General features: G+C 42.8%; 1 protein-coding gene and 1 pseudogene. Both read left to right on the top strand.

The window, feature by feature from the left end; genetic code table 11:
- The first annotated feature begins 261 nt into the window (after positions 1–261).
- Positions 262–987 (top strand): hypothetical protein, encoded by a 726-nt coding sequence (locus QUA40_RS28800; protein ID WP_333132136.1) that lies wholly within the window; start codon positions 262–264, stop codon positions 985–987.
- Positions 984–1,207, top strand: a pseudogene (locus QUA40_RS28795) (hypothetical protein); the annotation flags it as partial. The gene QUA40_RS28800 and the pseudogene QUA40_RS28795, both read left to right, overlap by 4 nt.

Here is a 1,207-nt window from a genome sequence, read left to right as displayed (position 1 = left end):
TTAATAATTTTAGGAATCGCGTATTAGCTTGCTTTTGTGATTAGATAAACTTATAACCATAAGTTCAGGAGAGCCATAACTTAAAAGCTTATATATGCTTATATATATGGTCGCACAGATTCCCATTATTTAATAATACGTCAAGTGACCGAAAAAAGCAAGGGGCGAGTTCAAAAAAGATTAAGGCCCAAGGCCCAAGGCCCAAGGCCCAATTTTTGTTACAATACAAGTGAGTTTAGAAAAATTTAGAGATAGAAGTTTATGAGCAGCCTTAGATCGGTGCAAACGCTAATTGAAGATATAGAAGCTTTGCCAGCCCAAGAGCAAACTTTACTATTTGAGGAGCTTTTCAAGCGAAACATAATCAAGCAGCGTCAGGAAAACAGCGATTATTCTACAGTCAAGGTAACTCCTGCCTCGGCGGTCGGGCCAGTAATAAAAAAGTTAGGCCAGGAAAACACCAAGGAAAGAGTAAACATGGTCAAATTTCTTGGCGCGCTTATCAAAGGCCGGCCTATCATTGGAGAAAGAGAAAAGCCGCGCCAAGAAAACACCAAGGAGACAGTCAAGACACAAACACTCTTAACAGGTAACGCTACCTGCGACATTCGCGCAGCCGATCGCACTAACTTTGGAGGCGACCTCGACAGCTCAACTGTTCAGATAATCATTAAAAACGAATCAGACAGAACAGTCAGTGCAGCGTTGCTGGGATGGCCAGAATGTAAAGCTTTTGGCGAGACGCGATCGCAAGCACTGCAAAACCTTCACGATTTAGTAAATGCCCAGCTAGCCGAAGCAGAAATCGTCTCTGTCAAACTCACGAATAGTCGATCGAACAATCCTTGGGTGAGATTAGCTGGTAAGTATGAAAACGATCCCCAATACGATGAGGTATTGGCACACATAGAAGAATATCGCCGCGAACTCGATGCAGAAACCGAAGCTTATTACAGTCAAATTGACGCTGCGGTTGAGACCAAATGAGCCGATACATACTTGATACGGATTGTTTCTCCCTTTGGCAACAGAATCATCCAATGATGGTGCAGCGAGTCAAGGTTAACGCAGAAAACCTTGCTGTAACTATCGTAACCGTAGAGGAAGTAATTCGCGGCAGGTTGAATGTTATCATACGGAATCCGGTTGACAAAGGTCTACAACAAATCATCAATAAGTCAACCAATGATAATTGGTCAAAGCCTTA

The organism is Microcoleus sp. Pol11C3 (assembly GCF_036701485.1).
GTDB lineage: Bacteria > Cyanobacteriota > Cyanobacteriia > Cyanobacteriales > Microcoleaceae > Microcoleus.
The sequence above is the reverse complement of the archived record's forward strand: the minus strand, read 5'-3'. Positions and strand labels throughout refer to the sequence as shown.